General features: G+C 67.2%; 30 protein-coding genes. 9 read left to right on the forward strand and 21 right to left on the reverse strand.

Features of this window, described 5'->3' with window-relative positions:
• Positions 1-7: 7 nt before the first annotated feature.
• The 4 genes from ACOQFL_RS19595 (at position 8) to ACOQFL_RS19610 (ending at position 3,899) form a co-directional block, all read left to right on the forward strand.
• Entirely contained in the window at positions 8-685 is a 678-nt protein-coding gene (locus tag ACOQFL_RS19595) for a response regulator (RefSeq protein WP_435545654.1), read from the forward strand.
• Positions 682-2,115 carry an ATP-binding protein gene (locus ACOQFL_RS19600; RefSeq protein WP_435545655.1) on the forward strand — a complete coding sequence of 478 codons (1,434 nt, stop codon included), beginning with the start codon at positions 682-684 and terminating at the stop codon, positions 2,113-2,115. Before ACOQFL_RS19595 ends, ACOQFL_RS19600 begins: the two co-directional genes overlap by 4 nt.
• On the forward strand, positions 2,112-2,606 hold the full coding sequence (locus ACOQFL_RS19605; protein WP_435545656.1) for a hypothetical protein: 495 nt from the start codon (positions 2,112-2,114) through the stop codon (positions 2,604-2,606). The genes ACOQFL_RS19600 and ACOQFL_RS19605 overlap by 4 nt, the downstream gene beginning before the upstream one ends.
• A gap of 81 nt (positions 2,607-2,687) precedes the next feature.
• Entirely contained in the window at positions 2,688-3,899 is a 1,212-nt protein-coding gene (locus ACOQFL_RS19610) for an acyltransferase family protein (protein ID WP_435545657.1), read from the forward strand.
• Here the strand turns inward: ACOQFL_RS19610 and ACOQFL_RS19615 are convergent.
• Positions 3,883-4,794: a LysR family transcriptional regulator gene (locus ACOQFL_RS19615; protein ID WP_435545658.1), complete on the reverse strand. Its 912-nt coding sequence runs from the start codon at positions 4,792-4,794 to the stop codon at positions 3,883-3,885. The genes ACOQFL_RS19610 and ACOQFL_RS19615 overlap by 17 nt on opposite strands.
• A 150-nt stretch (positions 4,795-4,944) precedes the next feature.
• Here ACOQFL_RS19615 and ACOQFL_RS19620 point away from each other — a divergent pair, with 150 nt between their 5' ends.
• Positions 4,945-5,826, forward strand: coding sequence for an NAD(P)H-binding protein (locus ACOQFL_RS19620; RefSeq protein ID WP_435545723.1), 882 nt, complete (start codon positions 4,945-4,947; stop codon positions 5,824-5,826).
• 226 nt (positions 5,827-6,052) lie between these two features.
• Here the strand turns inward: ACOQFL_RS19620 and ACOQFL_RS19625 are convergent, their stop codons facing one another.
• Together ACOQFL_RS19625 and ACOQFL_RS19630 are read right to left on the reverse strand one after the other, a co-directional pair.
• The gene (locus ACOQFL_RS19625) at positions 6,053-6,832 is read right to left on the reverse strand and encodes an SGNH/GDSL hydrolase family protein (RefSeq protein ID WP_435545659.1); all 780 of its coding nucleotides are present in this window, start codon (positions 6,830-6,832) and stop codon (positions 6,053-6,055) included.
• A 718-nt stretch (positions 6,833-7,550) separates the two neighbouring features.
• Entirely contained in the window at positions 7,551-9,227 is a 1,677-nt protein-coding gene (locus tag ACOQFL_RS19630; RefSeq protein ID WP_435545660.1) for a pentapeptide repeat-containing protein, read from the reverse strand.
• 392 nt (positions 9,228-9,619) lie between these two features.
• Here ACOQFL_RS19630 and ACOQFL_RS19635 point away from each other — a divergent pair, with 392 nt between their 5' ends.
• Together ACOQFL_RS19635 and ACOQFL_RS19640 are read left to right on the forward strand one after the other, a co-directional pair.
• Positions 9,620-10,420: a hypothetical protein gene (locus tag ACOQFL_RS19635; RefSeq protein ID WP_435545661.1), complete on the forward strand. Its 801-nt coding sequence runs from the start codon at positions 9,620-9,622 to the stop codon at positions 10,418-10,420.
• Positions 10,421-10,527: 107 nt separating this feature from the next.
• Entirely contained in the window at positions 10,528-11,805 is a 1,278-nt protein-coding gene (locus ACOQFL_RS19640; RefSeq protein WP_435545662.1) for an MFS transporter, read from the forward strand.
• On the opposite strand, the gene dnaB is transcribed toward ACOQFL_RS19640, so the two are convergent.
• The 3 genes from dnaB to ACOQFL_RS19655 all read right to left on the reverse strand — a co-directional run bounded on the left by dnaB (position 11,766) and on the right by ACOQFL_RS19655 (position 15,601).
• Entirely contained in the window at positions 11,766-13,139 is a 1,374-nt protein-coding gene (gene dnaB / locus ACOQFL_RS19645) for a replicative DNA helicase (protein ID WP_435545663.1), read from the reverse strand. The genes ACOQFL_RS19640 and dnaB overlap by 40 nt on opposite strands.
• A 107-nt stretch (positions 13,140-13,246) precedes the next feature.
• The gene (locus ACOQFL_RS19650; protein ID WP_435545664.1) at positions 13,247-14,524 is read right to left on the reverse strand and encodes a radical SAM family protein; all 1,278 of its coding nucleotides are present in this window, start codon (positions 14,522-14,524) and stop codon (positions 13,247-13,249) included.
• A gap of 456 nt (positions 14,525-14,980) precedes the next feature.
• Positions 14,981-15,601 (reverse strand): GGDEF domain-containing protein, encoded by a 621-nt coding sequence (locus tag ACOQFL_RS19655; protein WP_435545665.1) that lies wholly within the window; start codon positions 15,599-15,601, stop codon positions 14,981-14,983.
• Positions 15,602-15,736: 135 nt separating this feature from the next.
• Between ACOQFL_RS19655 and ACOQFL_RS19660 the strand changes: the two genes are divergently transcribed.
• A complete protein-coding gene (locus tag ACOQFL_RS19660) occupies positions 15,737-16,030 on the forward strand; it encodes a hypothetical protein (protein ID WP_092604620.1) in 294 nt (97 codons plus the stop codon).
• Here ACOQFL_RS19660 and ACOQFL_RS19665 read toward each other — a convergent pair whose 3' ends face one another.
• The 15 genes from ACOQFL_RS19665 to ACOQFL_RS19735 all read right to left on the reverse strand — a co-directional run bounded on the left by ACOQFL_RS19665 (position 16,031) and on the right by ACOQFL_RS19735 (position 25,200).
• Positions 16,031-17,827: an ATP-binding protein gene (locus ACOQFL_RS19665; RefSeq protein WP_435545666.1), complete on the reverse strand. Its 1,797-nt coding sequence runs from the start codon at positions 17,825-17,827 to the stop codon at positions 16,031-16,033. It lies immediately after the preceding gene.
• Positions 17,820-18,020: a hypothetical protein gene (locus tag ACOQFL_RS19670; protein WP_043576250.1), complete on the reverse strand. Its 201-nt coding sequence runs from the start codon at positions 18,018-18,020 to the stop codon at positions 17,820-17,822. Before ACOQFL_RS19670 ends, ACOQFL_RS19665 begins: the two co-directional genes overlap by 8 nt.
• 77 nt (positions 18,021-18,097) lie before the next feature.
• A complete protein-coding gene (locus tag ACOQFL_RS19675; protein ID WP_435545667.1) occupies positions 18,098-19,348 on the reverse strand; it encodes a hypothetical protein in 1,251 nt (416 codons plus the stop codon).
• On the reverse strand, positions 19,348-19,758 hold the full coding sequence (locus ACOQFL_RS19680; RefSeq protein WP_092629339.1) for a hypothetical protein: 411 nt from the start codon (positions 19,756-19,758) through the stop codon (positions 19,348-19,350). The genes ACOQFL_RS19675 and ACOQFL_RS19680 overlap by 1 nt, the downstream gene beginning before the upstream one ends.
• Positions 19,759-19,776: 18 nt before the next feature.
• Complete coding sequence (locus ACOQFL_RS19685; protein WP_435545668.1) at positions 19,777-20,328, reverse strand: hypothetical protein; 552 nt, start codon at positions 20,326-20,328, stop codon at positions 19,777-19,779.
• A complete protein-coding gene (locus ACOQFL_RS19690) occupies positions 20,328-20,756 on the reverse strand; it encodes a hypothetical protein (RefSeq protein ID WP_435545669.1) in 429 nt (142 codons plus the stop codon). The genes ACOQFL_RS19685 and ACOQFL_RS19690 overlap by 1 nt, the downstream gene beginning before the upstream one ends.
• The gene (locus ACOQFL_RS19695) at positions 20,737-20,961 is read right to left on the reverse strand and encodes a hypothetical protein (RefSeq protein WP_435545670.1); all 225 of its coding nucleotides are present in this window, start codon (positions 20,959-20,961) and stop codon (positions 20,737-20,739) included. Before ACOQFL_RS19695 ends, ACOQFL_RS19690 begins: the two co-directional genes overlap by 20 nt.
• On the reverse strand, positions 20,958-22,085 hold the full coding sequence (locus ACOQFL_RS19700; protein WP_435545671.1) for a DUF2637 domain-containing protein: 1,128 nt from the start codon (positions 22,083-22,085) through the stop codon (positions 20,958-20,960). Before ACOQFL_RS19700 ends, ACOQFL_RS19695 begins: the two co-directional genes overlap by 4 nt.
• Positions 22,082-22,465 (reverse strand): WhiB family transcriptional regulator, encoded by a 384-nt coding sequence (locus ACOQFL_RS19705; RefSeq protein ID WP_435545672.1) that lies wholly within the window; start codon positions 22,463-22,465, stop codon positions 22,082-22,084. The genes ACOQFL_RS19700 and ACOQFL_RS19705 overlap by 4 nt, the downstream gene beginning before the upstream one ends.
• Entirely contained in the window at positions 22,465-22,998 is a 534-nt protein-coding gene (locus ACOQFL_RS19710; RefSeq protein WP_435545673.1) for a hypothetical protein, read from the reverse strand. Before ACOQFL_RS19710 ends, ACOQFL_RS19705 begins: the two co-directional genes overlap by 1 nt.
• Positions 22,999-23,082: 84 nt before the next feature.
• Positions 23,083-23,262: a hypothetical protein gene (locus ACOQFL_RS19715; RefSeq protein WP_092629356.1), complete on the reverse strand. Its 180-nt coding sequence runs from the start codon at positions 23,260-23,262 to the stop codon at positions 23,083-23,085.
• A gap of 83 nt (positions 23,263-23,345) precedes the next feature.
• Positions 23,346-23,594, reverse strand: a complete 249-nt coding sequence (locus ACOQFL_RS19720; protein ID WP_435545674.1) for a hypothetical protein — start codon at positions 23,592-23,594, stop codon at positions 23,346-23,348.
• Positions 23,575-24,468, reverse strand: a complete 894-nt coding sequence (locus ACOQFL_RS19725; protein ID WP_435545675.1) for a helix-turn-helix domain-containing protein — start codon at positions 24,466-24,468, stop codon at positions 23,575-23,577. Before ACOQFL_RS19725 ends, ACOQFL_RS19720 begins: the two co-directional genes overlap by 20 nt.
• A gap of 13 nt (positions 24,469-24,481) precedes the next feature.
• Positions 24,482-24,949: a transcriptional regulator gene (locus ACOQFL_RS19730; RefSeq protein WP_435545676.1), complete on the reverse strand. Its 468-nt coding sequence runs from the start codon at positions 24,947-24,949 to the stop codon at positions 24,482-24,484.
• Positions 24,946-25,200, reverse strand: coding sequence for a helix-turn-helix domain-containing protein (locus ACOQFL_RS19735; RefSeq protein ID WP_092629362.1), 255 nt, complete (start codon positions 25,198-25,200; stop codon positions 24,946-24,948). The genes ACOQFL_RS19730 and ACOQFL_RS19735 overlap by 4 nt, the downstream gene beginning before the upstream one ends.
• Before the next feature lie 134 nt (positions 25,201-25,334).
• On the opposite strand from ACOQFL_RS19735, the gene ACOQFL_RS19740 reads away from it, so the two are divergent.
• Positions 25,335-25,709, forward strand: coding sequence for a winged helix-turn-helix domain-containing protein (locus ACOQFL_RS19740; protein ID WP_435545677.1), 375 nt, complete (start codon positions 25,335-25,337; stop codon positions 25,707-25,709).
• Positions 25,710-25,866 lie beyond the last annotated feature (157 nt).

The following is a 25,866-nucleotide window of genomic DNA, read 5'->3' on the forward strand; positions in this document are numbered from 1 at the left end:
CTCGGTAATGGCGCAGACCTTGTTGATCGAGGACGATCAGTCCATCCGTACCAGCCTCGCGCTCGCCCTTGGTAGGCACGGGCACGGGATACGCGAAGCGGGCACCGGAGAGGACGGTCTCGGTATGCTGGCCTCGGCGGAACCGGATGTCGTGGTGCTGGATCTGATGCTGCCCGGAATGGACGGCTTCGAGGTGTGTCGGCGCATCCGCGCGAAGTCCGCAGTACCCGTCATCATGCTCACCGCGCGCGGCGACGACTTCGACGTGGTCGGCGGCCTCGAGGCCGGTGCGGACGACTACGTGATCAAACCCGTACAGCCGAGGGTGCTCGACGCGCGCATTCGTGCGGTGTTGCGCAGGGGGACGTTCGCCGAGCAGACACAGTCCGGCCGCTATCGCGACCTGATCATCGACCGCGCCGCGCTCACCGTCACCAAGGGCGATCAGCAGCTCGCGCTGACTCCGACCGAGCTGCGCGTGCTGCTGGAACTGTCCCGCTCGCCCGGTCAGGTGCTCAGTCGCATGCAGCTGCTCGAACTGGTGTGGGAGTACGACTACCTCGGCGACTCCCGCCTGGTGGACAACTGTGTGCAGCGATTGCGCGCGAAGATCGAGGACGAGCCCGCGCGGCCGGTGTTCGTGCAGACGGTGCGCGGGTTCGGCTACCGGTTCGGACCGGTATGAGGCGACGTTCGCCGCGTGATGTGCGGGCGCCGCGGGTGCTGCGCGGGCTGCGCGCCAGACTGATCGCCGCATGCGTCGCGGTTGCCGTACTCGCAGCCGCGACGGCGTCCTGGGCGAGTGCGGCCTCGGCCGGCAACTCGCTGCTGCGGTCGACCCAACAGCGGATCGCGGACACCGCTGCGCGGCGGATCACCGACACCGCGCCTGCGCTCGTCTACCCGCCGGACACCGATGACCTGCGCAAGATCCGGGATGCCCTCGACGGGCCTGTCGTGGTGACGTACGAGTCGCTGCGCGTACACACCGGCGAGACAGCGGCGATCACCGAGCAACTGCGCACCGCCGTACATGGCGGAGATCACCTCGCGCTGCAGCGGGTGGACTCTGCCACCGGGATGAAGCTGCTCGTCGGCGTCCCGGTGCTGATCACCGGTGTGGACGGGCAGCAGCGGCCGTCCGGGATCGAGGTGTATCTGGTGCGTGACCTCGGTGACGTGGTGCGGCAGGTGAACGCGCTCACCCGGAACGCGATATGGACAAGTGCGCTCGCGCTACCGGTAGCCGTGTTGCTGGCCCTGCTGGCGGCGCGTGGCGTGCTGCGGCCGGTGCGCGAGCTCCGCGGAACCGCACGCAAACTGGCCGGGGGCGACCTCGACGCCCGGTTACGGCCCAGCGGCGCCGACGAGTTGGCCGAGCTCGCCACCACGTTCAACGACACCGCGGCCTCGTTGCAGTCCTCCATCAGCGAGCTGGCCAGAATGGAAGCCGACTCCCGCCGGTTCGTCGCCGACGTGTCACACGAGCTACGCACGCCACTCACCACTCTGACCTCTGTGGCCGAGATGCTGGAAGAGGATCTGGAGCGGATGCCGTCCGACGCACGGGCCTCCATCGAACTCGCCATCGCCGAAACCCGGCGGCTGGCGTCGCTCGTCGAGGACCTGATGGAGATCGCCCGGTTCGATGCGGGCGCCGCGCAACCACATCTGGAACGGGTGGACATACCCGGTGTGGTGCGGGAGTGTCTGCGGTCGCGGTCCTGGACCGAACAGGTGCGGCTGGACTCGCCGGAGGAGCTGGCTGCCGTGCTGGATCGGCGCCGACTGGATGTGATCGTGGCGAACCTTGTCGGCAATGCATTCCGGCACGGGGAGCCACCGGTGGTGGTGCGGTTGAGCGCGGACGAACAGGAGGTGCACCTCGAGGTGATCGACAACGGCCCGGGGCTGCCGGAGGGGGTCGCGGCGCAGCTGTTCGACCGCTTCTACAAGGCGGACTCCTCGCGCGGCCGATCCGCGGGGAGCGGTCTCGGGATGGCGATCACCGCGGAGAACGTGTGGCTGCACGGCGGCACCATCGAGGCGGGCAATGCCGACGGTGCGGGAGCCCGGTTCGCGGTCAGACTGCCGCGCTGGTCGGAGGAAACATGAAACGAACGGCTTCGACGCTGTGCGTGCTGCTGATTGTGCTGCTTACCGGATGCACGGTGCGGCCGAGCGAGGTGTTCAACGAGGGAGATGCGGCGACGGGCATCGCGAAGGGCACTCCCGTGTACCTGCTGGACTCCGAAGGGGACCTGGTGCTACGGCGACCGACAAGCAGCCTCGGCACCATCGGCCAGGCCCTGCGGCTGCTGTTCACCGGAACGGATCCCGATGCGGGAGCCCTACACTCACGCGTGTATCTGGGCTCCGTGCCTACTGCGCTGGACATTCCGGTGACCGTTTCGGGCGACACGATCACGGTTCGGCTACCGATACCGCGCCGGAGAGTTTACGGGGCCAAAGGTATCGATCAGATCGTATGCACCGTGCTCGCCGTACACATCCAGCGCGGTGGTGCCCCCTCCAGCAAGGTGGTGCTGACGTTCACCACGGACAGGCCAACCGAACCGCGCACCTGCCCGGTACTGGGGCAGTAGTACCCCGCGAACACCCGGCCGCGACAAACCCGCGACATGACGCGGACGGCATCCTGACACGGGCACAGCACAGTGGATGCCATGACGAAGGCCCAGCCGAATACGGTTGCTCGACCGAAGACCGGGAAGGCGTATCAACCCGCGCTGGACGGGCTGCGCGGCATCGCGATACTGGGGGTGCTGCTGTTTCACACCGAGCACCTGCCCGGTGGTTTCCTCGGTGTGGACCTGTTCTTCGCGTTGTCCGGTTACCTCATCACCGAGTTGCTGCTGCGGGAAGTAGAGGCGACGGGAACGGTGTCGCTGGTCGCCTTCTGGGGCAGGCGGATCCGCAGGCTGCTGCCCGCGCTCGCGACGGTGCTCGTCGGTGTGACCGTGCTGGTATGGCTGGTGGCAACACCCGGCATGGTGCGCACGACACTCGCGGACGCCCCGTGGGTACAGCTGAACCTGATGAACTGGCACCTGCTGGCGGAATCCGCCGGCTACTGGGACAGCTTCGGGCAGGAGCGGGTGTTCGAACACTTGTGGAGCATCGCGGTCGAGGAGCAGTTCTATCTCGTGTGGCCGGTGCTGCTGTTGCTCGTCACTCGGGGAATCCTACGGGGGGATCGCCGGGTCGCCGTGGTCGCTGCCGTGTGCTCGGCTGTCTCACTGGTGTTGATGATTGTGCTGGTCAGCCCGGTGGATCCGACGCGCGTCTACACCGGAACCGACACCAGGGCCTTCTCGCTGTTGCTCGGCGCCATGGTCGCCACTCCGTGGATGCGTGCCGTGCTGGCCCGCGCGGTCGGCCGTTGGGCGGGCGCCGCGCTGGTGGTGCTGGCGGTCGGAATCGGCGCCGTATGGGCGCTTGCCGCCGGTAAGGAGTCGCTGTGGCTGTACAACGGCGGACTCTTCGCGCACTCCCTGGCCGCTGCCTTGCTGATCGGGCTGTGTGCGCAGACACCGCACGCGCTGCTCGCCAAGGTCCTCGCCTGGCAGCCGCTGCGGTGGCTGGGGCTGATCTCCTACAGCCTGTACCTGTGGCACTGGCCCATCATCGTGCTGCTGTCTCCGGAACGGACCGGGCTCGACGGGTGGGCGCTGACCGCCGTGGTGTGCGCTGTCTCGATCGGCTCGGCCGCACTCTCGAAGTACCTGATCGAGGACCCGATCCGGTTCCGCGCAGAGTGGGCGAGGGGACGCAACGGGTTGGTCGCGTTCGTCGCGCTCATGGCCGGGATGGCGATGCTGTGGCTGACACTGCCCGCTCCCGACCCGCCCATGGTCGACGTCAGCAACCTGGACTGACGGGGCCGGCTACCGGCGCCGCGCCGTCCGGCGGTGCGCTGGCCGCGACAGTCGTGGCGGCACGGACGAATGCGGCGACGGCGTGCGAGCGGGAGTCGCTTGGCCACGCAACGGACAGGGTGCTCGGTTCGAGATCCGTGACAGTTCGGTAGGCGATTCCCGTACGTGGGTAGCGGTGTGCCAGCGAGGTGGGTGAGAACAGCACCATCTCGCCCAGTTCGACCAGATTGAAGATCTGGGTGAGGTCGAGGTGGTTGGTCCGGGTCCGGTTCCCCGGACCCGCCGACGGACCCTGTTCGGCCGGAGCGCCGTCGGGCAGTGCTCTGCCCGCCAAGTCGGCCAGGCGCAGGGAATCCCTGGCGGCCAGCGGGTCGTCCGCCGGTAATGCCACCAGGCGCGGTTCGGTCAGCAGCGGTTCGGCGTCCAGTCCCCGGTCGTCGAAGGGAGTCAGCAGCAGCGCGACGTCCGCACGGCCGTCAAGCAGCGCCGGTACCTGCTGCCCCAGCCCGCCCATCAACGGCTCGACCGGCAGCGCCGCGTCGTCCCGCTCATAGGTGGTGCGGATGCCGGGCAGCAGGCCCGCATCGCAGTCTGCCTTGAACGCGACCCGCAGCGTGGGCGTCTCCCTGGCCGCGTTCCGCGCTCGCTGAGCAGCCGCCTTGACCGCGTCGAGTGCACTGCGTGCATCCCGCAGGAATCCCTCTCCCGCTGGGGTCAACGTGACCTGTCGCGTGGTGCGTTCCAGCAGCCGCGCGCCCAGTTGGCGTTCCAGCTCGCGGATCGCCCGCGAGAGGGGCGGTTGTGCGATGCCGAGTCGGCTGGCGGCACGTCCGAAGTGCAGCTCCTCGGCGACGGCTACGAAATACCGCAGCTGGCGCACATCCGGCTCATTCATACCGGCAGGGTATCAATATCGGCCGGATCGATCCTTCACGCCGCCGAGCCCGCTGGGTTGACTGGGTGCTGCCGCTCACGCGCTGCCGGGACAGCCCGCGATGTCGGCATATCTCGCATGTACGACAACGACGCCTATCCGGAGATTCTCTTGATCGTTATCACGGCACCCACCAGCCAGATCGGCCGCCAGGTCCTCGACAGGCTGCTCGCGGTGGACGAGAAGCTACGAGTGGTCGCACGCGATCTGTCACGACTACCGGACCACGCACGGAACCGTGTCGAGATCGTGCAGGGCTCGCACGGTGATCCTGCGGTGACCGACCGGGCGTTCGCGGGGGCCGACACCGTGTTCTGGTTGGCGCCCCCGGACCCGCTGGCGGACAGCGTCGAGGCGGCCTATCTCGACTTCACGCGATCCGCGTGCGAGGCGTTCACCCGCCACGGCGTTCAGCGGGTAGTCGGCATCTCCGCCCTCGGGCGCGGCACGCCGCAGGCCGAACAGGCCGGGCTGGTCACCGCGTCGCTGGCCATGGACGACATGATCGCGAACAGTGGCGTGCACTACCGCGCACTGACCATGCCGTCGTTCATGGACAACATCCTCAATCAGACCGACGTGTTGAACAGCGGTGTGTTCACCTCCCCGATGTCCGGAGAGCGCCCCGCCCCCGTCTGCGCCACGCGGGACATCGCCAGGACAGCCGCCGCGCTGCTGAGCGACGACTCATGGACCGGCAACGGCAGCGTTCCGGTTCTCGGGCCGGAGGATCTCTCGTTCCATGACATGGCACGAATCATGTCCGAGGTGCTGGGACGCCCGATCCACTTCCAACGGATCAGCGGTGAAACACTCCGGGAGTCCCTCAACGGGCACGGCATGTCTGAGGCGATGGCTCAGGGCATGGTCGACATGATGCTGGCCAAGAACGACGGTCTGGACAACGCGGAACCACGCACTCCGGAATCCACCACACCCACGAGCTTCCGCCGGTGGTGCGAGGAAGTATTGAAGCCCGCCGACACACGCTGAATGCGGCAGCCGACCCGCCTAAGCGGGGGAGTCAGCCAGTCGTGGTCCGACTCCGCATATCGATGGTAAATAATCGATGGTAAATATCTGCCGTCGCTTCCGTCGGCTCCGCATGATTCCTGCCATAAAATCATGGTGAAGCCGATACGCGAATTCGTCATGTCGCGCACCGAAGTCGGTGCGCGACATGACGAAAGCGGCGCTCGGCATCCAGCAGACGCGGCGGTCAGGCCTTGGTTTGGCAACCTTCGAACTCGGAATCGCCGGACCAGCCCGCGTCAGCCCAGGACTCGGGTTTCGTGGGGGTGAACCCGCCGAACTGTTTGGCGAGTTTCTCCAGCATCCAGTCGGTGAACTGAGCCGCTCCCTGCGGACAGGTGTGGATTCCGTCGGATTTGCGGTAGAGTTCGCCGTCGCGCTTCTTCTGGAACTCTTCACCCCACACCTGAGTGCTGTCGAAGACCACGGCCTTGCCGTCCGAGCTCGCGGCAACCTCCTCGACCAATCGGGTGGTGCGATCGAGCTCGTCCATGTGGTCCTTGTAGAAGTCATCGGGTTTGATCGGGGGCATCGTCACGATCGCGAGCTTCGCGCCGGAGTCCGCGACTGTCTGCAGTAGCTTTTCGTACGCCGCGCGCTGCTCCTTTTCGGTTCCCCAGTCGTACGTGGATACCTGGTAGGTGACCACGTCCGGGCTGTACGAGTCCAGCGCCTTGTTCAGGCGCTGAAATGTTGATTGCGTCAGTTTCTCGCGTCCCGACACGTTGCCGCCGCCTGCGGCGGCGATGGATTTGAACGGTAGTTCACTGGCCTTAGCGGCGGAGGTAAGCGGTTTCGCCAGTTGCGCTGCCACCGAGTCCCCGAGCCACAACACCTCGGGCGCCTGGCCGGACGAGGGTGTCCCGTCGGCAGCGGACGTGTCGGCTCGGTTGCTCTGTGAACATGCACCGACAGTCGCCAGTAACAGCGCACACGTCGCGGTCAGAAGCTTCGTGCCTTTGCTCATACAGTCGAGGTTCCCGAATCCGTGTCCGAATGACATCCATGAAATGTCACCGTCGTGTCGCGGACAGCAGCCGAGACGGCGTTTGGCCAGCAAGTCGGTCGCGGAGTAGTGCCGCAGCGCGTGCAGCCGGGTCAGCGCCTTCTCGGCCTCGCGGTAGCTGCCGTGGGTTTCCTTGAGGTAGTGCTGCTTGGCCGTCAGCGGGTCGACGGATCGACACCGGCGTAGACCCGGGTGGACCGGACACTCCGTGGCGGTGCTGCTGGACGTGTACGCGGCCTGCCTGGACGGTGAGGAGGTTCGCGCCCGAGCTCAGGTCGAATCCGCCTTGGGCGGGCAACGCACGTGAGCCGTGTACGCACTCTGTACGTGGAGCGTCGTGGGGACCTGGGCTGAGTTGGGTACAGCCAGGTAACCGTGAAATAGCTCTGTGGGCTGTCCGTGCAGCTCACGGGGCCTTTTCCAGGGCTGGTGGAGTGCGCCCTCGGCAGGATTCGAACCTGCGACACCCGCTTTAGGAGGACTGCCGACACCGCATGCAGGCGTTTGACCTGCATCGATGGTTGTTCCATGTGTCGCTGTCGTTCCAACTGTCTCGCCCGATTCACCTACTTCATGCCCACGGTCATGCCCAGAGCCGGCCAAGCGTTGATGCCGGAGTCGGAATAGTACTCGAAGGCCTTCTTAACTGGACCAACGGCAGCGGAACGTGCTTCGCAGATTATTCGTTGGTGAGTTCCGATTCGGCTGACTTGAGTTCGGGGGTGCCTTCTGTTGTGTCGATTGCTGTGTCGTCGACGGGCACGAGCTTGCCCCACCGGTCCGCGTGGCCGTCACAGGACTCGGTCTCACACGCCGTCCATCCTTCAGGCCACGTCGATTCACTAAAAGCATCTTGCTCGAGCCATAGCAACACTCCCTCGAAGTAGGCTAGGTCGTGGAACTGCGACCGGAAAAAGTTGGCGCGTTTGTGGAACTGTGACTCGGTGAACTCGGCGGGACCGTAGAGTCCCGATCTTTCGAAGTCGGCGGGTCCGTGGAACAGTGACCGGAAGAACTTCGCGATGCCGTGAAACCGCGTCCCGGTGAAGTCGGCGGGTCCGTGGAACAGTGACCGGAAAAAGTTCGCGATGCCGTGAAACCGCGTCCCGGTGAAGTCGGCGGGTCCGTGGAACAGTGACCCGGTGAAGTCGGCGGGTCCGTGGAACAGTGACCAGAAGAACTTCGCGATGCCGTGAAACCGCGTCCCGCCGAAGCCAGCGCGATCCTGAAACTGCGACCCAGCGAACTCAGCGGAGCCGTGGAAGTGGGTCTTGGTGAACTCAGCGGGGCCGTAAAAGTGGCTCTCGGTGAAGTCGGCAGTTCGGGCGGAGCACCGATGGAATTTCCAATGTTCGAGGATGGCTCCGGCTAGGTTGAGGTCCAGGCCTGTGCCGTGTTCACCGGCCCAGAAGGCGGGGTTGATGGGTTGGCCGTGTTCATCCCAGTTAGGGCGTTGGTGGTGGGCAATTAGGCGTTGGGCGGTGAACCGCACTTGGCGTTCCTGTTGGTGTTTGTCAGCCCCGTCGAGGGAGAGCCCGGCGGCCTCGGCCAGAGTGGGGGCGAGATCGAGCAGCAGCTGCTGGTTGTTGCTGTTCTGCTCTGTTTTATCCTGGTCGGGCAAATCGGGATTGCTTTCCTCCGGGGACTCGACTCCGGGCGGGGTGTAGGGCATGCGCAAGTAGGCGCACCACAGATCGACTATGGTCTGCCGGTAGGTGGGGTTGTTCTGTCCGAGTCGGGACAGGGCGTAGAGCCCGGCCAGTCGCACGGGGGCTTTGTCGGAGGCCAGTTGTTCGGCGGCGGCGGTGTAGAGCTCGGTGGCCCGCTGTTCGGCAGCGTCTGATTCGGTGTGCCGTTGGGTGTGCTCGGCCAGCCACTGCTTGCGAGAGGTCAACACCAGCGCCACGATCCCGACCAGCCCGGCACCCAGCGTCAGGGCAGTCCGCACCGCGTCGATGCGAGCTTTAGGCTCGTCCTTGGGTGGAGATTGCTCGGCCAGTCCCATCAGCCACCACAGCGCCAGACCGGCCACGGCCGCGATTGCCAGCGCGATGAGCACCACCCACCACCAGCGCAGCGGTCGCACCGTCGGACGCCGCTCCTCCGCGCTGCGCCGCTGACGACGCCACGTGAGCATCCTGGCTACCACGATCATAGCCAGCAGCACGGTCCCGAACAGGGTGGCCAATCCTGGACCGCGGAAGACGCCCCACACGGCCAGGCTCTGGCCAAGCTGGTTTGCCAGGGTTGCCCAGGGGATTGGCAACCACGTCAGCAACCCGCCAGCCAGCAGCACCACCGCAGCCAGCAGCGCCCATGTGGAGTCCCGCAACCACTGCCAAGCTCGCCTGGTCACTATCCTCACTCGACCATGATCACACCTGGATGGCTGAGAGGTCACGACCTTGTTGTTAACCCCTTCAGTTACCTTGTGGGTAAGAAAACTTCAGAAATGAAACCCGTAGTGAATCGAGTACTTCGGTCACGCCATCAGTGTCCGCGCAGCGCTCGTTTGGCCTCGTTGACGTGTCTGTCGAGTCTCCCTATGAGGTTTGTATAATCTGATGAATTCTTGCAGTAGGCTATGATAGCGGTGGTTTAAAAAATCTAGCGAAGAGGTTTATGTGGTGTTAGGGTTGCATGTCTAGGTTACAGCAAAAAGACAAGCATGCTAAGATTTGATGTAAAACCCCTAAATGTCGGATTTTTATTTTATTTGATTCCGCGTTTTTATTAGTGAGGATGATCTTGAATAAGAAGAGCGAAGAGGAATCTATCAGGGAGTGGCTCCAAGGGCAAGGTTATCCGCTTGAGATGAAGGTTGCCTATATATTTGAACAGCTTAGTCATACTATAGGTCAGTCTTGTCGCTATCGAGATCGGGATAGTTCTCTCCTTAGAGAAACTGATGTAGTAGCTGGCTGGGGCGGATTGAAGAGGGGCGGTCCTGTCTCGCTGAATATTGTCCTCGAATGTAAATCAAATTCTTCCCCTAGTGTGGTCTTTAAAAGCTATGACCTAGATTCCCCAGAGGAGAACTTTTTCACTGATGACGAAAAAATAGCTACTATAACTGGATATCCTGGTGTTTCCCCTGTTGATGCTGATCTAGATTTCGAGCTCTCCCTTGCTGTTCTTGATCAAGAGAATAGGCTCTTATCTGGCCCGTCAATGGCTGGTTATGCTGTCACTCAAGGGTTACGTACTGGTAATGCGAAGGATTGGTCCTATGACTCAGCTCGCCAGGCGCTTGCTGCAGCGGTTGGTATGGCTACAGAAGAAAAGACTAGGAGGATTAAAGATAAGGCCAGTTTCTATGTGCCAGTTGTCGTTACTTCGGGAAGTATTTACGATTGTTCGCTGAGTAGCGATGGTGACCTTCAATTGAGAAAAGTAAAGCGATCATGTGTGGAGGTAAACACAGGAGTTCTTTATGAAAGATACCTAGTTCATATTGTTAATGAAGACCATGTAGAAGATTTTGCTAATGAGTGTTCGCGAACAGGTGAAGCTATTGCTGAAATAGAAAGTCCGCTTCTGGGTGGTTAGTATTGATTACGGTTATTTAGATACAGACAATGAATAATGATTTCGGGGTTCATCAATCACTGTCTTGGTCTCTTCCGTAGGTCGCTCTTCCCGGCTGTGATGGCCGGATGGCCGTTTCAACGTCGTGTGTGGACTGTCCTGGTGTTGTCTCTCCGCTGCGTGTGCGGGGGTTTCGGTGGTTGTTCGTGGGGCGGGTGTTGTCGTCGTTCGGGGATAGCTTGGTGCCGTTGACGGTGGCGTTCGCGGCGTTGGAGCTGACCGGTTCGGTGGTCGGACTGGGCGGGGTGCTGCTGGCGAACCGGTTGCCGGTGGTGGTGGCGACGCTGGCCGGTGGGGTGCTGGGGGATGTGTTCGACCGGCGGTGGGTGATGGTGGCCGCCGACGTGTGGCGCATGGCCTCCCAGGCGGTTTGCGGGGCCCTGTTGTTGGCCGGTCAGCTTCCACTTTGGGCGCTGATCGTGCTGCAGGGCTGCGCGGGTGTGGGCACCGCGGTGTTCACCCCGGCGGCCACCGGACTGCTCCCCGCGCTGGTGCCGGAGAACCTGCTGCGGCAGGCCAACGCGCTGCTGGGGCTGGCGGCCAATGTGAACAAGGTGGCCGCGATCAGCGTGGCGGGCCTGCTGGTGGCCGGGCTCGGCTCGGGCTGGGCGTTGCTGGCCGATGCGGCCACGTTCGCCGGCAGTGCGCTCTCGCTGCTGCTGATCGGCCCTGTGACTACGCTCGCCGGGAAGCGGGGGCGCCGGGGCGTGCTGGGCGAGATGTGGGGCGGTTGGCGGCACGTGGCGGTCACGCCGTGGCTGCGGACTCTGTTGGGCTACACCGCGCTGCTGCAGGCGCTGGTGATCGGCCCGCACATGCTGCTGGGGCCGTTGTTGGCGCGGCAGCACTACCACGGTGCGGCCTCGTGGGCGGTGATCGGAGCGGTCCAGGCGATCGGCTCGATCGCAGGCAGCGCGCTGGCACTGCGACTGCGACCATCACGCCCGCTCGTGGCGGCGGTGGCCGCCTCGCTGCTGATGCTGCCGTACCTGGCGCTGTTCGCCGCTGCCGCGCCGCTGTGGCTGGTCAGCCTGGCCGCGCTCGGTTTCGGGCTGCAGGGCTCGTACTACCTGGCCACCCAAGCCTGGCTGCTGCAGCGGCACGTGCCCGACCAGCAGCTTGCCCGCGTGGCGTCCTGCTTCCAGCTCGGCAACCTGGTCCTCGTGCCGCTGAGCCTGGCCGCCGCCGGCCCGCTGGCCGAGCACGTCGACGCCCGCCTGCTGCTGGCCACCACGGCGGTGTGGGCACTGGCCAGCACCCTGGTGGCACTTGCCGCACCCACCATTCGGGCACATCCGGAGGCGGTTCAGCCGGGCTCCGGGGCCATGTCGACGAAGCGGCTGTAGTGCAGCTGGTGGGCCACTGTGACCACCCCGGTCGGTCCGGAACGCTGCTTGGCCAGGATCAGGTCGGCCTCGCCGACGCGGGCGGTGTCGCGCTCGAAGGCGTCCGGCCGGTGCAGCAACACCACCAGGTCGGCGTCCTGCTCGATCGAGCCGCTCTCCCGCAGATCCCCGAGTTCGGGCTTTTTGTCCAGGCGCTGTTCCGGCCCTCGGTTGAGCTGCGAGAGCGCCACCACGGGCACCTCCAGTTCCTTGGCCAGCAGCTTGAGGTTCCGCGAGAACTCGGAGACCTCCTGCTGGCGGGACTCGACCCGCCTGCCCGAGGTCATCAGCTGCAGGTAGTCCACGATCACCAGGTCCAGCTGCCCGCGCTGTTTCAGCCTGCGCGCCCTGGCCCGGATCTCCATCATGGTCATGTTCGGCGCGTCCGAGATCACCAGCGGCGCGTCCTGCACGTCGCCGGTGCGCCGCGCGGTCGCGCTCCAGTCCGCCTCGGACATGTAGCCGCCCCGCATCCGGTCCAGCCGCACCTTCGCCTCAGCCGAGACCAGCCGCATCATCAGCTCACCGTGCCCCATCTCCAAGCTGAACAGCGCCGTCCCACGGCGGTGCCGGATCGCGGCCGAGCGGGCGATGTCCAGCGCCAGCGCGGACTTGCCCAGTCCCGGCCTGGCCGCCACGACGGCGAGCTGTCCCGGCTGCAGCCCGTTGGTGAGCCGGTCGAGCTCGGTGAACCCGGTGGGGATGCCGGAGCGGCCGTCGTTGCGCTGGATCCGTTCCAGCTCGGACATCAGCGGGTCGGCCAGGTCCTGCAGGAAGTACATGTCCTCGGTGCGGCTGCGCCCGATCGAGGAGAACCGCTCCTGCGCCCGGTCGAGCAGCTCGGCGGCCTCGCCCTGCCCGCCGTAGCCCTGCTGCAGGATGCCGCTGGCCTCCTCGATGATGCGGCGCCGCTGCGCCCGGTCGGCCACGATCTCGGCGTAGAACGTCGCGTTCGCCGCGGTCGGCACCGCCTCCAGCAGCGTGTGCAGGTACGTCCCGGTGTCGGAGTTTCGGGTGATCTGCGTGAGTTCGCCGGACTGCTCCAGCGCGTCGCGCACGGTGACCGCGTCGGCTGGCTCGCCTCGGCCGAACAGCTCCACGACGTGGCGGAAGATCACCCCGTGATCGGGGCGGTAGAACTCCCCGGCCCGCACGACCTCGATCACGTCGGCGATGGCGTCGCGGCTGAGCATCATCGCGCCGAGCACGGACTGCTCGGCCTCGATGTCCTGCGGCGGCATCGGTGCGTGCGGGCCGTGGAGCTCTTCTTCGGTGGTGTTCACGGTGACGGACATGACGACTCCTCGGTGAAAAGAGCCCGGCCGGGAGACGTTCCCCGGCCGGGCTGGGACTACGAATGAGTTGGGGCTACGGGCTTGTTGGGACTACGTGCGGGTTGGGATCAGGTGTGGCGGATGGGCAGGTCCCGCAGACCCACTTCCCGGCCGCACCGGCGCAGGTAGTCCACCGAGTAGCGCGCCGCGCGCCGCTTGATCGTGCCGTTGTCGTAGCTGGACAGCGCCGCGCGGAACCCGTCGGCGATGTAGCGCATTCCGTGGCGCCACAGGTCCCGGTGGTTGCTGTCGAGCTGCTCGACGGTGTAGTTGCGCTTGATGTTGGGCACCACGGCGACGCCGTTCTCGTCGAGCTCGGCTATGCCGTCGAGCATCTCGGTGTAGGAGTCGGCACCGAGCACGTAGTCGGTCTCGACGATGTCGAAGCCCACCCGGCGCGCACGGCGGTACTTCTCCAGGTGCCGCTCGAAGGTGATCGAGCCCTTCTTGCGCCCCCACTGCCGGATCCGCTCGGCGTCGTTGATGGTCTCGACGGTGCCGATGAACCCGATCGCGCCGTGCTCGCGCAGCAGCTCCATCGCCCTGGTGGAGTCGATGGCGTAGGTGAAGGCGTGGAAGGCGGCGTTGCCGAACCCGTAGCGGCGGTAGGTCCGCATCAGGTTCAGCATCATCTCCAGCTCGCGGTCCTCGTCGGGCTGGCAACCGGTGGTGATGTTGACGCTGACCAGTTCACCGCGGTCCCAGCCACGGCGGTCGTAGTCGGCTGCCAACTGCGCCACGTGCCGCTCGATGTAGTCCTTCGGCGGAGGGGTGAAGCTCTTGACCGCGCCGCGCGAGCAGCCCAGGCATCCTCCCGCGCAGGTGGAGTACGGCGAGATGATCGCCGCGGTGGGCAGTTCGGTGAAGTCCGGCGCGACGCGGCTGTAGTAGTGGTTGCTGGCCGCGAAGATCCTGGCGTGCACCAGCACCTCGGCAAGGGTCCGTCCGGTGGAGCGGTTGACCAGGCGCGCCCGGTTGTCCTGCTCGCGGGTGAACAGGACCGGTGAGGCCGTGCGGTAGTCGGGGACGCAGATCGTCTGGTAGTTCGACTTGTTCTGCTCCCCGTCGGTGTAGACGAGGGTGTAGGTGCGGTTGTCCAGCGGTTCCGTGGTGTCGCAGCCGAGGAAGCCGATCAGCAGCGACAGCAGCTGGGTACGGCTGAGCGCGGTGTCCGGGTCCTCCCGATCGCTGTCGTCGAGCGGGGTGAACCCGGCGATGTAGTCCAGGCCCTCGGCGAGGAACCGGTTGAGTCGTCCGTACAGCTCGTCCGGGGTTTCCGTCGGGTTCGGCTCGTTCGAGCCGGGTCGGTTGAGGTCGACGAGCGGCAGATTCCTGTCCAGAGACAATGGGGTCTCCACTTCCTTCGGGTCGTGGGAACCCGGCCGGGACGCCACGCTTGCCAGGCAGACGCGTCCCGGTCGGGTCTGGTCCGAGCGGACCCGGCGCCGCACCTCGTTCAGAAGGTTGGGCGGATTGGTTTGCTCAATCGGCGCGGGTGGCGGAACCTCTCGCGGGCTCTCGCTGCGGGTGCCCCGACATCGGGTAGCGACCTACACAACGTCGGGACCGTCCTCGCGAGAGCCTCACGAGAGAACCCGCGGCGGCTCCGGCCGCGTAGGTGGCGGAAGCGGCTTCGCCGCTTGCCTGACCACCGACCTAGCGAGCGAATGCTCGCCCAATCCGCGTGTGCGCTGAGGAGGCGCGGCTCCGTGCTCACTCGGCGGGATCACCTCGGCGCGAGCTGCGGGTGATAGCCCCTTGTTGATGGGTGGATCTGGCGGGATCCGGTGGGCGGCCGCGTGTCATCCTCGCGCTTCCTGGTGCCGCCTGCGGCGGTCCGAGCGGCCGCGCTTGTCGCGGTACATCGCGCGGTCGGCCTGCTCCAGCACGCCTTCGAGCGTGTCGGCCGGTCCGGCAGTGATCGCCGCTCCGATGCTCGCGCTCACCCGCACGGTGCTTCCCTCGATCAGCATCGGTTCGGCGAGCCGTTCGGCCAGCGCGTGCTGCAGCTCCTCGACCCGCTGCCAGTGCGCCGGCGTGTCCGGCAGCGTGCCGAGCCAGCAGGCGAACTCGTCGCCGGACAACCGCACGGCGAGCCGACCCGGGCGCCGGCTCTCGCGCATCCGCCGCGCCACCTCGCGCAGCACCTGGTCGCCGAAGCGGTGTCCGTGGGTGTCGTTGAGCTCCTTGAAACCGTCCAGGTCGAGCAGCAGCACGGCCACGCACCGGCCGTTGCCCGCGCCGTCGCGCTGGAAGGCCTCCCGCAGTGCGAGTCGGTTGCCGAGTCCGGTCAGCGGGTCGGTGCGCAGCTCGCGGTGTAATCGCGAGGCGTAGCGGCCGGTGCACCACCAGCCGGTGGCGGTCAGTCCCAGTGCGAGGGCGGTGAGCATTCCGTTCCTCGTCGAACCGTCGCGGATTCGCACGGTGTTCTCCTTTCGAGTGGGGTGGATGAATCCGGGTCACCGGGTGCTTGGCGGCTTCGTGGTGACTCGGACCGTCCCGGCCGTGGTTCGGCCGGAAGTCCTCGGTGCGTCGGTCGTGGTGGCTAGGCTGGGCGCATGGAGCTCGACAACAACTCGGTGGTGAACCTGCCCGGTGTGGACGACCGGGAGATGGATCGGCTGATCGCGCTGCGTGCGGCGTGCAACGTGGTCGGTCCTCCGAGCGAGTTCGCGGCGGTCGATCTGTTCGTGCACGAGTTCCGCGGCTGGCTGGCGCAGTCCACCGGGGACTCCGACAAGCTCTTCCGGCGCTACGTCCTGCTGCTGGTCACCGAGGGGCGTTCCGGGGTGGCCGACAGGGACGCGGCGAAGCTGCGCAAGACGATCGACGACATCTACCGCAAGGTCTGATCAGATCCGCTTCAACGCGGCGCGTACCTGGGTCATCGCGAGCCCGGTGTCCCGCATCAGCGCTTCCACAGTTGACTCGGTGCCCGCCTCGATCGCCTCCCGCACCGTCGCGTCGATGTCCTCGGCCGTCGGCCCGGACCGCCGTCGCGGGTCGGTTTCCGCCGGCTTCTTCGCCGCGTTCAGCGCCGGTGCCGGCTCGGCCGCCGAATCCGGATCGAGCCTGGTCGGCGTCACCGGCTGCTCGGCGGGGTTCTCCAGCAGCAGCGCCCGCGCCCGGATCTTGCGCGAGGTCATCATGTAGCCGAGCCCGTGCGTCGAACTGCCGTCGGGGAACTCGGCGGGCAGGTCCTTCAGGTGCTCCGGCATCGGATCACCGGTGTCGATCATGTTCCCGGAGCCCTTCTCGGTGATCCGCAGTCCCACGATCGTTCCCGCCTTGACCTGGTCGCGCAGCGCGGTCGAGTTGCCCAGCTGCTTCACCGAGGGCACCTGGGTAGCGAGGATCAGGCAGACGCCGAACTTGGCGCCCTCCTGCGTGATCTGCTCGCACATCCGCACGATGTCGCGGTTGTCGGTCTCGTCGTCGCTCATCAGCAGCTTGTGCGCCTCGTCGATGACCACGGGCACCAGCGGCAGCTCCGGGGACGGCTCCAGCGAGCCGCCGCCCTGCCGCTCCACGACGGGACGCCGCCGCTCGATCAGCCGCAGCGTGTAGCGCAGTACCTCGCGGGCCTGCTCCGGTGTGCCCGCGAACAGGTTGGCGCGCTCGCGCCACTGCGGCAGGGAGGCACCGCCACCTCCGTCGATCACCAGCGGATACACCCGGTCCGACATGCTCGCTTCGGTCAGCACCACGTCCAGCACCTTGGTCTTGCCCGAACGCGTCACCCCGGAGATGAGCGCGTGCAGGGCGCCGGCTCCCGGGTTCCACAACTTGAAGTGCAGCGGCTCGCCGTCGGCGGCGATCATCAGCGGGAACTTCCCGGTCTCGGGGTCGAGGCCCGGCCCGTTCCAGTGGTTCTTCTGCTGCAGCGGGTCGCTGGTGAGCACGGTCAGCCGCGACTTGCGGACCGACTCGCCGTGCATCGCCTCCACGAACACCCGACCGTCGGGCAGGTCGTAGACCGACAGGATCGACTTCCGCGCCTGCAGCGTGGTGTGCCAGTGCTCCCCGATGGCCAGGGTCACCGTGGCCTTCCAGCCGTAGGCGAACCCGGTGATCCCGTCCAGGGCGGAGCCGGGGAGTGGTTTGCCGTTGGCGGCGATGTGCTCGTTCCACAGCTTCAACCGCCGATCCGCCGTGCCGGGCGCCACCGGCAGCGCTTCCCTGGGCTGCGGTGGTGCGGCGAGTTCGGCGGTCACGTCCGGATCGGGTTCCGCGTGCCGCACCCACCAGGGGATCGACAGGGCCGCGCCGAACGCCCACATCAGCCCAGCCGTCACACCGTTCGCACCGGCAAGCGCGAGGGCCGCCTGCCAACCGGCGGAGCTTCCCGCCGCGACGCAGGCGTACAGCCGGTCCCAGCGGGACGCTTCGCGGTGCACGTAGCCGTAGATCCCGGCCGAGGCGGTCCAGCCCGCCGCCACCGGCAGCAGCGCCTCCGGCGGCTCCAGCGCCGCCGCGACGGCCCCGATCCCGTGAGTGGCGCCGATCGCCGCGAACGGTATCGCCTGCATCCGGTAACGGCGCGTCAGGCGGCGAATCTCGCGTAGGACCGATTGTGTCCGCTGTGTTCCCTCCGGGGAGCTCGAGACCCCGTCGGAGTGATCGACCTTCGCGACGGCGGTTTCAGTCATGGTTCCACTCCGATCCGGTGTCGCGGTGCAGCACGGCGACCTCGCCGTTGCGGTGCAGTTCGTCCAGGAATCCGGTGGGTTTGGTGTCCCAGTAGTGGCCGGGTTGGACGTAGATGTCCCACGTGTCTGTGCTGGTCTGCTGCACCGCGATTTCGTCGTGGTCCAGTTCGAGCAGGGTGATGTCTCTGTCCATCAGGGCTCCTCGGGATGAGCTGTCGTGACCCGCACCCCGCCCCGGCGGCTGCCGGGGCGGGCCACGCACCCGGCAGCTCAGTACTGGTCGTACCAGCCCTTCTCGGCGACGTTGCTACTTCCGCCCGCGGCGGCCATCGCGTCCGCCACCCCGCCGTGCCTGCCTTCCACGTGCTTGTGCAGTCGGTCGGCCATCGGTGCGGCGGTGTCGAGCAGGTCGGCCAGTTCGTTGATCTGGTTCAGCGTCTCGGCGTCCAGGCTGTTGGCGGTGAGCACGTCGCCGAGGTTGGTCACCTCCTCGTGCGCCAGGGTGAGCAGCTTCGCCAGCGACTGCAGCGATTGGACGGTGTCGCTGTAGCCCTCGCCGGTCGCGGCGACCGTGTTGTTGGCGGGCATGAGTTCGGCCATGGTGTTGGTGATTCCTTTCGGTTCCTCGGTTTCTTCCTCGTGCTTGTCGGCGCGTTCCGCGTCGACGTAGATCCGGTCGGGTTGCTGCTCGCCGTTGGCGTGCTGCGAACCACCGGACGACTGGGAGCTGCCGGGTGGCGGAGTTCTCGTTCCCGGCGTGGGGCCTGCGCCGCGCGAGTCGTCGAAGGCGCCGGAGTCGTGCCACCAGGCGCAGTCCGGGCACCACCCGTCCTGGTCGAGCTCGTAGGGCTCGGTCAGTCGGGCGCACCATGCGCAGCGGCGGGGAACGGTGCTGCGCACGTGGGGGGTGCGCCAGCACGTGCGGCACAGGGGACGTCCGGTGTGGATAACGCGCAGCTCGGTCCAGGGGTAGCGGGCGCGGCAAGCCGCGCACTGCCCGGTGGCTCCGCAGGCGGCGCCGCTTTCGGCGGGGCTGGTGCAGTCGGGGCAGGCGCCGGTCTGGTCGAGCTGTTCGGCGCGGACCCAGTAGCCGCAGTTGCGGCACTTGGCCAGCTCCACCCGAGGCCGCGGTGTCTCGCGGCGCCACTGCTGCCAGGCTTCGCGGTAGTGGGCGCCCCGGCGTCCGGCTTCGAGCCCGACCTGGTATCCCGAGCGGCCACCGGAGACGGCTCCGGAGTAGACGCCGACCGCGCCCGCACCGAGCGCGGCCACCGCTCCGGCGGTGACCCAGCCGGCGGCGTAGACCCACCACAGCAGGTGGCGCGGCCCGGTGGACACGGCGGCGTGCCACCGGGACTTGGCCGACCTGAGGCGTTCCTGCCGTGCTCGTTCCCTGGCCGCTCCGCGTTCCTCGGCGCGGCGACGGGCCTCGTCCCAGCGGGCCCTGGTGCGGGCGGTGCTCTGCTCGGCGGCGTGGGTGATCGCGGCAGCCAGCACCATCGCCAGAAGCAGCATCCCCATCACTGACCTCCGATCAGCCTGCCGATGCTGTTCGCACCGACCTGCGAGATCGCTTCGGTCAGCCCGGAGCCCGCCTCGGCCAGCGGGCCGACACCGGCCAGGAACAGCACCGGCAGCACGACCAGGCAGATCAGCGCCGTCTTGTCGGCCTTCCGGTCGATGCCGATGTCGTAGACGGTCAGCACGATGAGCAGCAGGGTCGCCGCTCCCACGACGATGCTGCTGTTGACCGGGACGATGCCGACGATCTCGTTGATGCGGGCGGCCAGCCACGCGCCGAGCGCGGTGTCCGCCAGCGAGCACCCGCCGATGAAGACCAGCGAGGACTTCAGCCACCAGGGGTTGGCCTTCTTGCGCTTCCAAAGGATCGCGACCAGTCCGAAGGCCACGATCATGATCGCCCAGGACAAGATTCCTCCTCGGGGAGTTCAGACCGCCAGCACGGTGATCAGCACGGCTACGGCGGTGGTAAGCAGGAGTCGGGAAGGCCGGCGAGCCAGCCAGAGCAGCGCGTATCCCACGGCGGTGATCACCAGGGACACCCAGCCGAACCACTGCCCGGCGGCCCGCAGCGCGGGGATGTCGCCGGACCACTCGGCGTGTCGCGCGCGGGTGTGGATGTCGCGGAGGGACGGTGGGCGAGCCCGCCACACCGAGCCGTCCAGGGCCGCACGGGCGCTGCTGCCGGCCTCCGAGGTCCAGGCGGCGGCCGCCTTCCGCAGCTTCACCACGGAGACGTGTGCGGGTCTCCCGCCGTCCGAGTGCGGTTCGACTCGACTACTCGTCGTGTTCGAACCCTGTCGGTCGCTCGGGAACGGCAGCACCTCGCCGCCCTCGGTTTCCGCGTCCTGTTCGGTGGGTTCCTCGCGCGCGCGTGCGCGATCGCGCTCGGGCTCGCGCTCACGCCCCCGATTGGGACCTTCTTCCGAAGGGTTCGCGGTGGCCGAATCGGGGCTCTCCCACGGATCCGGGATAGGCATCAGCGGTCACCACCTTCGGCGTCGATCAGCTGGGCCTCCTCGCCCAGGTGCCGGGCGTAGTGCTCGAACAGCCGGTCACGCTCCGTTTCCGGCAGCAGCGAGATCGCACCCCGCAGGCACATCAGCGCGTTGCCCAACCGCGCCGAATCGGTGCCGCTCTGGTTGAGCTTGCTGTCGTAGAGCGCCGCGCTCGCCGCGTTCGGCTCGCCACGGTCGAGCACCCGCCGCACGTGCTCGGCGATCTCCTCGTACTTCCCGCGCGCCGTGCGGGCCGGAGCGCGGGAGTGGGTGACGGCGCTGAGCAGCGCGTCCTGCGCGGCCCGGAACCGCTCCACCGGGGTGCTCGCCTTGCGCGCCCGGTCCGCGTGGTGTGCGCTGCGGCGTCGCATCGAGCGCACCCGCTTCGGCTCACGCTTCGTCGTCGCCATGTTCGTCCACCTCCTCACCGCGTGCGCGCATCGCGTCGAGTTCCACTTCGTCGGCGCACTGCCAGATGTCCATCTGGTCGTCGGCCTGCCAATGGCCTTCGCACTGCCAGGCGGTCGCGGCTATCGGCCGCCCGGCCGGGCCACGGCGGGTGTGCAGCGCCCGCCGCGCCCGTTCGATCTGTTCCCGGCTGAACTGTTCGGTCATGCCGCGACCTCCGCCCTGCCGTCGCCGCCGCGACCGCGCAGTGCGCGCAGCACCTCCTGCGCCGTGGTGGCGCGGATACCGAGGTGCCGCTGCACGGCCCGCCGGCTCGGCCGCGGGTTCAGCTCGCCCGCCTCGATCGCCCGCCGGGTCCGGGCCACCAGTTCGGACAGTTCGTCGGTGGTTCCCGAATCGGACGCTGTCGAGGTCGCCGAGTCGGTTTTCGCTGTTCCCGCCGGTTCCGAAGGGGCGGATTCACCGGAGAGCCACCGGCCGATCTCGGCTGCCAACTGCTCGCCCGGATCGGTTTCCTCGGACCGCTGGGAACCGTTCGGCGGCAGGCCGGGAACCACCGCGTCCCGCAGCCGCCGGGCACCGAGCGGACCGCGCCCGAGCGTGACCGTGCCGGGGGCGTGCCGGAGCCGGATCGAACCGTCCGCACCGAGCTCGCCGACCGACCGGCGGACGGCGTCCCGCTCCATCCGAACCCTGCGACGCTGCGAGATCCGGGCCGTGCGGGCGGCTTCCCGCTCGGCGCGGGAACGGCGGGTGCGCATCGGAGCGGCGGTGATCAGCTGGTGCGCGACCACGCCGCCGACCGAGACCAGTGCCATGACCAGCCCGGTCACCACGCCGGAGGCACCGAAGCCGTGCAGGAAGTTCAGCGCGGCGTTGACCGCGGCGAACGTCCACACCCCGGTGTGCAGCCACCCCGTCGGGCGTCCCTGGCGGCGGGCCAGGTGCACCGAGAACGCGAACGCCCACATCGCGCCCTCGCTGAACAGCGGCAGCACGCCACCGAGCGGCCCGTAGATGTCCACCCCGTAGGCGGCCATCGCCGACCAGGCCAGCAGCGCGGGAACCACCACGATCACGCTCATCAGCAGCTCGGTCGGGTGCGCGCCGATCCAACCGCCCGCCGAGGCGAGCCGCTGCCTGCGCTCGGCGGCACGACGCCGGCTGCGCTGTTCCCGCTCGGCCCGCTCCTCGCGGGCCCGCCGTGCGGCGTCCTCGGCCACGGCACGCCGGGTCTCGGCACGCACCGACTCGGCCTCGGCCCTCACGCGTTCCGCCTCGCCCCTGGCCGCTGCTCGTGCGGCGCGCGGGTCCGTGAATCGAGTGCTCATGCCGCTTTACCTCCGATCTCGGCGAGGCGGCCCCGCTGCCGCAGCTTCCGGAAGATCCTGCTCAGCCGCTGGAAGTCGGGCTGGCCGACTCCGCCCCAGCCGCCGTAGCGCTCGCCTCGCAGCAGCGCGCCCGCCAGGCACTCGTCGGCCACCGGGCAGCCCCGGCACTGCTCGGCGATGCGTTCGCGCTCGGCCCGGATGAGCCGTTCCCCGCTGTCCTCGTCGGCGTTCGGGAAGAACACGTCCACCGGGACCTCGGCGCAGTTGCGCCGTTCGTCGTCGCTGACCTTCAGGTGCAGCTCCCAGCCGTCGGACTCGGCGAACTGTGCGGCGCGTTCGAGCTGTTCGCGCTGGAAGTGGGTGATCCTGTTGTTCGGCATCACGCGGCCTCCGTCCGCACGAGGTCGACGAGTGCGCCGCCGAGGGCGGAATTGACGAGTTCGCAGAGCTGTTCGAGTGCTTCCTTGGCGGTCTCGGTGTCCGGCACGGCGAGCGGGGAGTAGGCCGGTTCGGGAAGCCGGTCGGTGGGCACGGGGATGTCGAGCCGCAGAATGTTGGCCACCTGCGTCGGACCGCTGATCCAACCGCTCCCGCGGTTTCGCAGCCCGCGCACGATCTCGGAAGGCAGCTTCGTGGCGAGGTCGACGCGGATCGCCGTCGTGCCGTCCTCCTCGCGCAGGAGCGCCGAGTCGAGGATCTGGTCGTGCGCGACGAGGTAGCCCGGCGTCATCACCGGTGGCCGCGCGATTCGCCAGGCGGAGGCGGCGAACTCCACGGGATCCTCGGTGGGCTCTTCTCCGTCGAGGAAGGCGGCGGTGTTGCGCCGCAGATACGCCCCGAAGCGGGATTCGGAGTCGCTGGCGTGGTCGCGGTCGTAGCGGTCGTCGGGGTGAATGAGAAGTGTTGAACGCACGGTTGTCTCCCGATAACTGGGTTGAGGTGGACCGTCCGGGGCGATGGGTGCTTGGCGGCTTCGATCGCCCCGGCCGTGAATCGCTTACTGCGAGATGGGCTTCGCGGGCACGTAGCCCGAGGAACTCATCACCGGGCAGAGCGGCTCACCGTCGCGGTGACTCCACTCCGGAAGTCCCTCGGCCGTGAGCTGCGGAGTCGCTTTGGTGGGCGGAGTGTTGATCGCTTCCTCTTCGCACTCCGGGCAGATCCACTTCGCGGCCATGTTCAGCCTTTCCTTCCTGGAAAACTGGGGTGAAAAACTCAGAGACAGCGGGTGCTTGGCGGCTTCGGCCGTCTCCGAGGAGGTCAGAGTCCGAGGAGGTGTTTCCCGGACTCGGTGAGTACGGCTCGCACGCGGGCTCCGCCGATCGCGGAACCGCCCGGTTCGAGTAGCCCGTCGTGCGCCAGGTGGTGAGCCGTGACCTGGTCACAGCAGCAGGCTCCGTCCACGAACAGGTCGGGTTCGCGGCCCTGGCTCATCTCGACCCGGCCCTCGGCGACCGCGCGCAGCGTCGCGCGTTCCCGGTGGTTGAGCTCAGCGCTCGTGCGGGACACTGGAATCACTCCTTCCGGTTTCCTGATCGGTTGGGGTGGACGGCTCGGGGCGGTGGGTGCTTGGCGGCTTCGGCCGCCCCGAGTCGGGATCTGCGTTGCTCGGGTGGCAGTGCGGGCAGCGCGCCCAGCGGCCGTCCGAGCGCTCGACCGTCCGGCTGGGCTCGTCGCAGCTCCCGCACCACTCCGGCCGTTGCGGTGGTGCGGTGTCCGCGACGGGTTCCGGCAGATCGTCGAGACGTGCGGTGAGCACGGCGGCCGGTGACTTCACTCCTTCCGGGTTCGCGCCGAGGTAGTGCGCGAGCCGTTGGCTGGACCAGCCCGCGGCCAGCGCCTGGACCACTTTCGGTGCGATCCGCTTGCGCTGTCGCGGCGTCAGCGGCCACGAACCCCCGAGCCCGTCGAGCACGGCGTCGATGTCGGTCTCCGCCTCCTCCTGTTTTCCCGATTCAGCCGCGCGCGAGCCGGTGGAGGGTTCCAGGACGGTTCCGGGTGGTTCGGGCGGCACAGCTGTGCCGGGGGTGGGGTGGCGTGGCTGCGCCACCCCTGGGGCGGCAGCGGTGCCACCGGTGGCGTTCTGCCGGGGGTGGCGTTTCGCCGGGGGTGTGGACGACTGCTGTCCCATCAGGAGGGTGTAGCGGTTGGCCTCCCTTCCGCCGCGCTTGTCGATGTGCAGCTGCCCCTGGTCGGAGAGCTTGCGCAGGATGCGTTGCACCGTGCGCTCGTCCAACCGGGTCTTGCGGGCGAGCGTGCTGATCGAGGGGAAGGCGTTCGCGCCGTCGTCGGCGGCGTTGTCGGCGATCGCCAGCAACATCAGCAGCTCCGTTCCCTTGGTCGGGGAGTTGTCCCAGACCCACGTCATGACCTTGATGCTCATTCGGTCCTCGGGTTCACACGAGTGCGGTCAGCAGGGCGGCGACGAACAACCACAGCCAGTGCCAGGACTGGTCGAGCACGTAGGCACCGGTTCCCAGCGACGGGTTGTCGTCCTTGCCCTCCCTCGGGGAGCCGAGCGCGTAGAAGCCTCCCTGTCCCACCGCTCCCGCGAGTCGCCGCAACGTCCATCGGCGGTCGGCCCAGTAGTGGGTGAGTGCCGAGACCAGCTGGCCCACCGCGAACCCGGCGGGGGTTATCGGGAGCCCGAGCAGACTCCACAACAGGCCGACGAATCCCGCGGTCACCGCGGTGTAGCCGGCGACGTGTTTCGCGCAGGCCAGCTGCCCTTTCCGGCCCGGAAGTCCTTTGCTGCTCGCCTGGTGCGAGGTCTGCACCCAGTGGTCGGCCACGTGGTGGGCCACCAGCAGCGCCGGAAGGGTCCCCGCGAACGTCAGCGCCGTCTCCGCGCCGGCCGCGATCATGCCGCTGCCTCCGGCACGTAGTCGGCGGCGTCGATCACGGACTGGTTCGCCACCGCTGCCTCGGTCATCTCGTTGACGGCACGCATCGGAACGAAGACACGGGCGCGGATGCGCACGGCCGGGAACTCGCCAGCGTTGATAGCCCGGTAGAGCGATACCGGTGAGATGCCGAAGATCCTGGCCGCCTGCGGAACGCTGTAGTACTGCCGTTCCGGCGGACGGGTGGTCCGAGTGTTCACCGTTGGCTTCATGTGTTGCGTCTCCTTCCTGTGAAGCAACCACATGCACAAGGTGCACCAGGTGCATATTGTTTGTCAACGAGGGTGCGCCGCCTCGATGTGATGAACTAGGGGGGTAGGTGCTGTTTACGGGGACGGAGGCCGAGTTGACCTCGAACGAAGCACGCCCGATGTATCGGCGGCTCGCCGACGATCTTCGCGGTCAGATCACCAGGGGCGATCTACCGGTTGGTGGTGAGCTTCCGTCGACCTCTCGCTTGATGGAGAGCTACGGGGTCTCGATCACCGTCGTACGTGCTGCCGTTCGCGAGCTCCGCAGCGAGGGAGTGGTCGTTGGACAGCCAGGCAAGGGGGTCTACGTTCAGCGGGTACCCGAATTCCCTGCTGACAGCGATGACTACGCCGAGATCAAACAGCAGATCGACACTCTGCGCGACGCTCTCCAGGATGCCGTTCAGGAACTCGACCAACGGCTGTCCCGCTTGGAACAGAGCGTCGATCAGGATCGACCGAACGAGTGATGGCAGTCAATCGGTCGTGTAGTTCCGAGGTACGAGCCTCCAGCTCCCTGCGAAGCTGATCCAACTCCGTGGCTATTTCCCGCCGCTGTTCCGTGGTCAAGTTCAAAGCGGACTCCAAAGTGGCTTCACTAACGTCGATGTCTTGAGTTTCTCTTCT

Origin of the sequence: Actinopolyspora sabaoui (assembly GCF_051225635.1) — a bacterium.
Taxonomy (GTDB): domain Bacteria; phylum Actinomycetota; class Actinomycetes; order Mycobacteriales; family Pseudonocardiaceae; genus Actinopolyspora.

Coding starts and splice junctions, on each gene's coding strand:
- dnaB (WP_435545663.1), bottom strand. CDS start 13,139: ATGTCCGTCACCGTGAACACCACCGAAGAAGAGCTCCACGGCCCGCAC.
- ACOQFL_RS19730 (WP_435545676.1), bottom strand. CDS start 24,949: ATGATCGCGGCCGGCGCGGAGACGGCGCTGACGTTCGCGGGGACCCTT.
- ACOQFL_RS19595 (WP_435545654.1), top strand. CDS start 8: ATGGCGCAGACCTTGTTGATCGAGGACGATCAGTCCATCCGTACCAGC.
- ACOQFL_RS19700 (WP_435545671.1), bottom strand. CDS start 22,085: ATGAGCACTCGATTCACGGACCCGCGCGCCGCACGAGCAGCGGCCAGG.
- ACOQFL_RS19660 (WP_092604620.1), top strand. CDS start 15,737: ATGGAGCTCGACAACAACTCGGTGGTGAACCTGCCCGGTGTGGACGAC.
- ACOQFL_RS19690 (WP_435545669.1), bottom strand. CDS start 20,756: ATGGCGACGACGAAGCGTGAGCCGAAGCGGGTGCGCTCGATGCGACGC.
- ACOQFL_RS19725 (WP_435545675.1), bottom strand. CDS start 24,468: ATGAGCATCAAGGTCATGACGTGGGTCTGGGACAACTCCCCGACCAAG.
- ACOQFL_RS19600 (WP_435545655.1), top strand. CDS start 682: ATGAGGCGACGTTCGCCGCGTGATGTGCGGGCGCCGCGGGTGCTGCGC.
- ACOQFL_RS19675 (WP_435545667.1), bottom strand. CDS start 19,348: ATGGGGATGCTGCTTCTGGCGATGGTGCTGGCTGCCGCGATCACCCAC.
- ACOQFL_RS19605 (WP_435545656.1), top strand. CDS start 2,112: ATGAAACGAACGGCTTCGACGCTGTGCGTGCTGCTGATTGTGCTGCTT.
- ACOQFL_RS19625 (WP_435545659.1), bottom strand. CDS start 6,832: ATGAGCAAAGGCACGAAGCTTCTGACCGCGACGTGTGCGCTGTTACTG.
- ACOQFL_RS19615 (WP_435545658.1), bottom strand. CDS start 4,794: ATGAATGAGCCGGATGTGCGCCAGCTGCGGTATTTCGTAGCCGTCGCC.
- ACOQFL_RS19685 (WP_435545668.1), bottom strand. CDS start 20,328: ATGCCTATCCCGGATCCGTGGGAGAGCCCCGATTCGGCCACCGCGAAC.
- ACOQFL_RS19640 (WP_435545662.1), top strand. CDS start 10,528: ATGGCCGTTTCAACGTCGTGTGTGGACTGTCCTGGTGTTGTCTCTCCG.
- ACOQFL_RS19670 (WP_043576250.1), bottom strand. CDS start 18,020: ATGGACAGAGACATCACCCTGCTCGAACTGGACCACGACGAAATCGCG.
- ACOQFL_RS19665 (WP_435545666.1), bottom strand. CDS start 17,827: ATGACTGAAACCGCCGTCGCGAAGGTCGATCACTCCGACGGGGTCTCG.
- ACOQFL_RS19715 (WP_092629356.1), bottom strand. CDS start 23,262: ATGGCCGCGAAGTGGATCTGCCCGGAGTGCGAAGAGGAAGCGATCAAC.
- ACOQFL_RS19735 (WP_092629362.1), bottom strand. CDS start 25,200: ATGAAGCCAACGGTGAACACTCGGACCACCCGTCCGCCGGAACGGCAG.
- ACOQFL_RS19695 (WP_435545670.1), bottom strand. CDS start 20,961: ATGACCGAACAGTTCAGCCGGGAACAGATCGAACGGGCGCGGCGGGCG.
- ACOQFL_RS19610 (WP_435545657.1), top strand. CDS start 2,688: ATGACGAAGGCCCAGCCGAATACGGTTGCTCGACCGAAGACCGGGAAG.
- ACOQFL_RS19705 (WP_435545672.1), bottom strand. CDS start 22,465: ATGCCGAACAACAGGATCACCCACTTCCAGCGCGAACAGCTCGAACGC.